The following is a 5,793-nucleotide window of genomic DNA, read 5'->3' as shown; positions in this document are numbered from 1 at the left end:
AAGGAATACAGAAGCCGGGTCAGGGAACAGAAACTTCAAGTGAAGAAGTAGGAAAGCCTAACTTACCAGAAAAAGAACAAGGCAGTTCCAATGATCAAAAACTTCCAGCTACAGGGCATAATACAAATTACCTTCCGTTTATAGGTGTAATTCTTGTGTTATTGGGAATACGTTTAAGATTTATGACTAAGAATAGCTAATGTTTATAAAAGGCAGAAGAGAAATGTCATCTCTTCTGCCTTTAAGTTTTTAAATAGAAGAAATAAGGTAAAAGCTTCTGTATTGACCTGCAAACGCCCTTCAAGTAAACTAAAGAGAGTTTGCAAATGAAAAGGTGATAATGTTGTTAATTTCAATTAAAACGTTACAAGATGATCGTTTTTTACGTCCGCTGCAAAATATTGGCGGCTTATTTTTTGAAGATAGTACGATTGGATTTGAACAAGAGGAAGCAAATCTTATCGTTGATATACACATTGAGGATAATGTGAAAGCATCTGCTTGTTTAACAGATGTTGCTACTGGAAATGTGTATGAAGAAACATTCGCAAAAGATTTATCTGCTTTCACAGATGAAAAAGAGCGTATGAAGCAAGTGAAGCACGTTGTTTCTTATGTATATCTTTCTGTTCTTCAGCAGTTAACTGGTCTTGAACAAAGCTGGGGCATTTTAACGGGAGTTCGTCCGACAAAACTTCTTCATAAAATGCTTCAAAATGGTATGTCAAAAGAAGAAGCACACCAAGAACTTCGTGAAAGTTATTTAATTCATGAAGAGAAAATTGAACTTCTTCAGCGCATTGTTGATTGCCAATTAGCGGTTGTTCCGGATTTATACCGTTTGAAAGAGGAAGTAAGTATTTATATCGGTATTCCGTTCTGCCCAACGAAATGTGCATACTGTACATTCCCTGCGTATGCAATTAACGGACGTCAAGGCTCTGTTGATTCGTTCTTAGGTGGTTTACATTATGAAGTTCGTGAAATTGGTAAGTTTTTAAAAGAAAAAGGTGTAAAAGTTACGACGATTTATTACGGCGGCGGTACACCGACAAGTATTACAGCAGAAGAGATGGATATGCTGTATGAAGAAATGTATGAAGCGTTCCCAGATGTGAAAAATGTGCGTGAAGTAACAGTTGAGGCAGGTCGCCCAGATACAATTACGCCAGCGAAGCTAGAAGTGTTAAATAAATGGAACATTGACCGTATTAGTATTAATCCGCAGTCATACCATCAAGAGACACTAAAAGCAATTGGACGTCATCATACTGTAGAAGAAACAATTGAGAAGTATCATTTAGCTCGTGAAATGGGAATGAACAATATTAATATGGATTTAATTATTGGTCTTCCTGGTGAAGGGTTAGATATCTTTAAGCATACGTTAGATGAAACAGAAAAGTTAATGCCAGAATCATTAACAGTTCATACGTTATCATTTAAACGTGCTTCTGAAATGACGCAAAACAAACGTAAATATAAAGTAGCAGGTCGCGAAGAAATTACAGCGATGATGCACGAAGCAGAAGAGTGGACGCAAAAGCATAATTACGTACCATATTACCTATATCGTCAAAAGAATATTTTAGGTAACTTAGAGAACGTTGGATATGCAATGCCGACGCAAGAAAGTATTTACAACATTGTCATTATGGAAGAAGTACAATCGATTATCGGACTTGGCTGTGGTGCATCAAGTAAATTTGTTCATCCGAAGACGGGAGCAATTACGCACTTCGCAAATCCGAAAGATCCAAAATCATATAACGATGGCTTCGTAAAATATACAGAAGACAAACTGAAAATTTTAGAAGAGCTATTTGTATAAGAAGAAGGAGGTTGTTCCGATTTGGGATAGCCTCTTTTTTATGTTGTTAGCTTTTGTCGGTAAGTCGATATGTTTGAAAAATCGCTGATATAATTTGAGTTGCGGTCGATATAATTTCACTTACCGTCAAGCGGCACTGTTTGTAAAACTATGTCGATAATAATCAGAAAAATTAGTCAAATCATTAGAGGACAATGTCTACTTATGGACGAAATGATAGATTTATGAAAGAGAAAAGGGGGAAATTGTTGGCATGTACATGACGATAGGGAGAATTTTTGATTTAGCAGTTGGTAAGTATCCGAATAAAGAGGCGTTAGTAGAGCCTGAAAAAAATATTCGCTGGACATATAAACAGTGGGATGAGCAAATAAATAAAACGGCGCAAGCTCTATTGAAAGAAGGGGTAAGAAAGGGAGATACTGTATCTGTTTACTTATATAATTGCCGTGAATTTGTAAACGTTTACTTAGCCTGTGCGAAAATTGGGGCGATCTTTAACCCGGTTAATTTCCGCTTAAAGGCAAAAGAATTATCGTATATCCTCCAAGATGCAGCCTCGAAAGTAGTAGTCTTTGAAAAAGCAGTTGAATCAACTGTTGCTATTATTGAACGAGATTTTCCAAATTCGTCATTTTGGTATGTAGAAGATAATACACCATCCTATGCTAGTTCTTACCATGAAAAAGTAAATGAAGCACCAGCTGAAAAAGTAGATATTGTAGTCGATGAAATGGATTATTGTTCTATGCTTTATACGAGTGGTACGACTGGTCATCCGAAAGGCGTACTGCATCGCCATCGTGATATGGCTGAGCATAGTATGATTTGTACGTATTTCATAAAATATAATAGAAATAGCGCCGGGCTTGTAGTTGCGCCTTTATATCACTGCGGTGAGTTAAATGCGGGGATTATTCCGCGCATTCAAGTTGGCGGAAAGAATGTTATTTTACATCACTTTGATACGGATAGAGTATTACATACGATTCAAGAAGAGAAGATTACGACGTTTTTTGCAGCACCGACGATGTGGAATATGTTACTGCAAAAAGATTTAACGCAGTACGATTTAACTTCGCTGAAGATTGGTGTATATGGTGGGGCAGCGATGGCTCCAGCACTAGTGAAGGAATGTAAAGAACGTCTTTATATTGATCTTGTACAAATTTACGGAATGACAGAAATGGGACCAGTTGTTGCGTTTCTAGTAGAAGAAGATCAAATGACGAAAGCAGGCTCAGCGGGAACACCATGCTTTAGTCATGAAATTCGCATTGTAAAACCAAGCGATGATGTACCAGCAGAGCCAGATGACGTATTGCCTCCTTATGAAGTTGGGGAGATTATTTTGCGCGGCCCAACTATGATGGCTGGTTATCATAACCGAGAAGAAGCAAATGCAAAATCGATGTATAAAGGATGGTATCACTCTGGTGATTTAGGTTACTTCGATAATGATGGCTATTTATTCGTCGCAGATCGTGTGGATGATATGGTAATTAGTGGTGGCGTTAATATTTATCCACGTGAAATTGAAGATTTCCTTCATAGTCATCCTGGTGTATTAGATGTTGCAGTGCTTGGAGAGCCAGATGAATTATGGGGAGAACGTGTTGTGGCTGTCGTTGTAAAGAAGGATGAAACGATTACAGAAGGTGATTTAGAAACATATTGTAAAGAAAGTGATGAATTAGCAGACTATAAACGTCCGCGTCATTATTTATTTGTGGATGAACTTCCTCGTAATGCGAGTGGGAAATTACAAAAATTTGTGCTGAGAGAGTCGTTGAAGGGTGCGAAACAATAGGGAGTAGAGCAGTCGTCTATACAGATAAAGCTATCTTTTTTAATAAGAAAAGATAGCTTTATTTTTTTGAAAACGATTGAAGAAATGGTATATATCTTCTATTTAAATCCTCTTTTATTATTATATAAAATATTTTTTGTAGCAGTACACTTTGATTGTAAATGCATGTATACCGCTTTAAATAAAGGTTTAGTAAATTGCTCAGGTGGATTTTATAGATGTTGAAATAATAATTTTAGTGTGAGTGGAATAAAGGTATTGGAGGAGTATATTCGAGGGATAAAGATAGTTAATCATCAGATGACCTTATGGATAAAATGGTCATTTGGTTCGAAAAGGTTACTACTATAATAGTAACAAAATAAATGGTGGATGAACAGTCTTGTAATGCACTTTTATAAGGACTAATATTTATTGTTGGCTGCCCAAAAGATAAGAAAGATAGTTTGATGCTGCAAATAATCTTTATTTTAAAGTGTGGTTTAGGGTAGAAGAATGAAGTAATCAAAGATGGAGGGTTTATGAGTACATATTTAAAAAGAATATCTGTAATTTGTTTTATTTTTACTGTTATCATTGGACAAGTTTTTACACCTATCGTAGGTCATGCACAAGAATTAAACACAACTGGATTTGTTGATAGTTTTGCATTTGAAAAGACGAAATTAAATTATGGGGAAAAGACTAGCATACATGTAAACTTTAGTGAAAAGCCTGGAAAGAAGATGAAGTCTGGGGATACATTAACGTTAACACTACCTCCAGAATTAAAGGGCTATAGTGGAACTATCGCATTAAAAGATGAATCAGGACGCGTTTTTGGTACGTGCCAGATTAATACAAATAATGTAGTTTGTACATTTAATGATACAGTAGAACAGCTTCAAAATATTCGAGGGAATTTTAATTTTGCTGTTCAAGGTACGAATGTAGAAGCAGGAAAAACGAAAGATGTACAAACGAATTTAGGAACAAGTTTAGAAAAGCAAACGGTAAGTATTACGCATCCAAAAGGCGAAGGTACAGAACCGGGAATCTTTTTCTATAAGTCTGGTGATATTCAGCCAGACAAAAGTAATGAAGTACGTTGGTTTTTAAATATAAATTTAAAGAAACAACATTTACATGACAACATCATTTTGAAAGATACTTTACAAGAAGGACAAATGCTTAATAAAGATAGTTTTAAGATAACTATTAATAATAGAGAATATTTGTCTCTTGAGCAATTTCAAAAGCGAGGTTATGGATATATTAAGTTTACTAGCGATAACTCATTTGAAGTTGTAGTTTATAGACATATGGGGAGCGCTAATTCCTTTACGGTTTTCTACACGTCAACTATTACTGATAGCGGGAAAAAATTAAAATATTTACAGAATGACTATAAACTTGATTATCAAATTTTATATGAAAAGCCTATTTCTGAATCTAATAATGTAAAGGTTGAAAATATATCGTTTGGCGGCGGAGCTGAGGGGGATTTACCTGCGAAAGGAACGCTGCAAATTGTGAAACATATTGAAGGAAACGAAGGAAAAGTTATTCCAGGTGTTTCTTTTAAATTGTATAAAGAATCAGGTCAGCAAATTGGTGATTCTTATACAACAAATAAAGATGGAGTAGTTGAAGCACCAAACCTTACTCCAGGTAATTACTACGTGCAAGAAATTTCTGCTCCGAATTACGTAGAGTTTGATCCAAAAGCAAAGATTCCTTTTACAATTAAGAAGGATGATGTACAGGGAATAAAACTTATGGTTCCAAATAAGTTAAAAACTACATCAGTTACGGGAACGAAAACGTGGGAAGGCGATAAAGTAAACGATCGCCCAAAAACGATTAAAGTAGATTTACTGCAAAACGGTAAAGTCATTACAACGAAAGAAGTTACGGCAGAAAATGGTTGGAAATATGAGTTTGGAAAGTTACCAGCAGTTGATAGTGAAGGAAAAGCTCATACGTATGAAGTGAAAGAACAACCAGTATCAGGATATCAATCGAAAGTTAACGGATATGATATTACAAATATAAAAATCCACGAAGTAACAGAAGTGGAAGAACAAGGTAAAGAAGAATCAATAGAAGAACTGGAAGCTCCAACTAACCCAGAAGCACCAAATGTGACAGAAGAGCCGAAAGAGCTAGAGAA

General features: G+C 35.7%; 4 protein-coding genes. All 4 read left to right on the top strand.

Annotated elements, in window-relative coordinates; genetic code table 11:
• The coding region (locus ACXY7N_RS30185; RefSeq protein WP_488592858.1) for an LPXTG cell wall anchor domain-containing protein at nt 1–200 on the top strand (200 nt) is incomplete at its 5' end.
• A 140-nt stretch (nt 201–340) separates the two neighbouring features.
• Entirely contained in the window at nt 341–1,831 is a 1,491-nt protein-coding gene (locus ACXY7N_RS30180) for a coproporphyrinogen III oxidase (protein ID WP_016136536.1), read from the top strand.
• 253 nt (nt 1,832–2,084) lie between these two features.
• Nucleotides 2,085–3,641 carry a fatty acid--CoA ligase gene (locus ACXY7N_RS30175; protein WP_016133717.1) on the top strand — a complete coding sequence of 519 codons (1,557 nt, stop codon included), beginning with the start codon at nt 2,085–2,087 and terminating at the stop codon, nt 3,639–3,641.
• A 521-nt stretch (nt 3,642–4,162) separates the two neighbouring features.
• Nucleotides 4,163–5,793 (top strand): Cna B-type domain-containing protein (locus tag ACXY7N_RS30170; protein ID WP_488592857.1); only part of this gene is annotated, 1,631 nt, incomplete at its 3' end.

Source organism: Bacillus sp. 5w2, from assembly GCF_054353775.1.
Note: the sequence above shows the minus strand (reverse complement) of the source record. Positions and strands in the feature narration are given on the sequence as shown.

Bases quoted from the DNA above. Each gene is read 5' to 3' on its own strand.
- ACXY7N_RS30180 (WP_016136536.1), top strand. From the start codon at position 341: ATGTTGTTAATTTCAATTAAAACGTTACAAGATGATCGTTTTTTACGT.
- ACXY7N_RS30175 (WP_016133717.1), top strand. From the start codon at position 2,085: ATGTACATGACGATAGGGAGAATTTTTGATTTAGCAGTTGGTAAGTAT.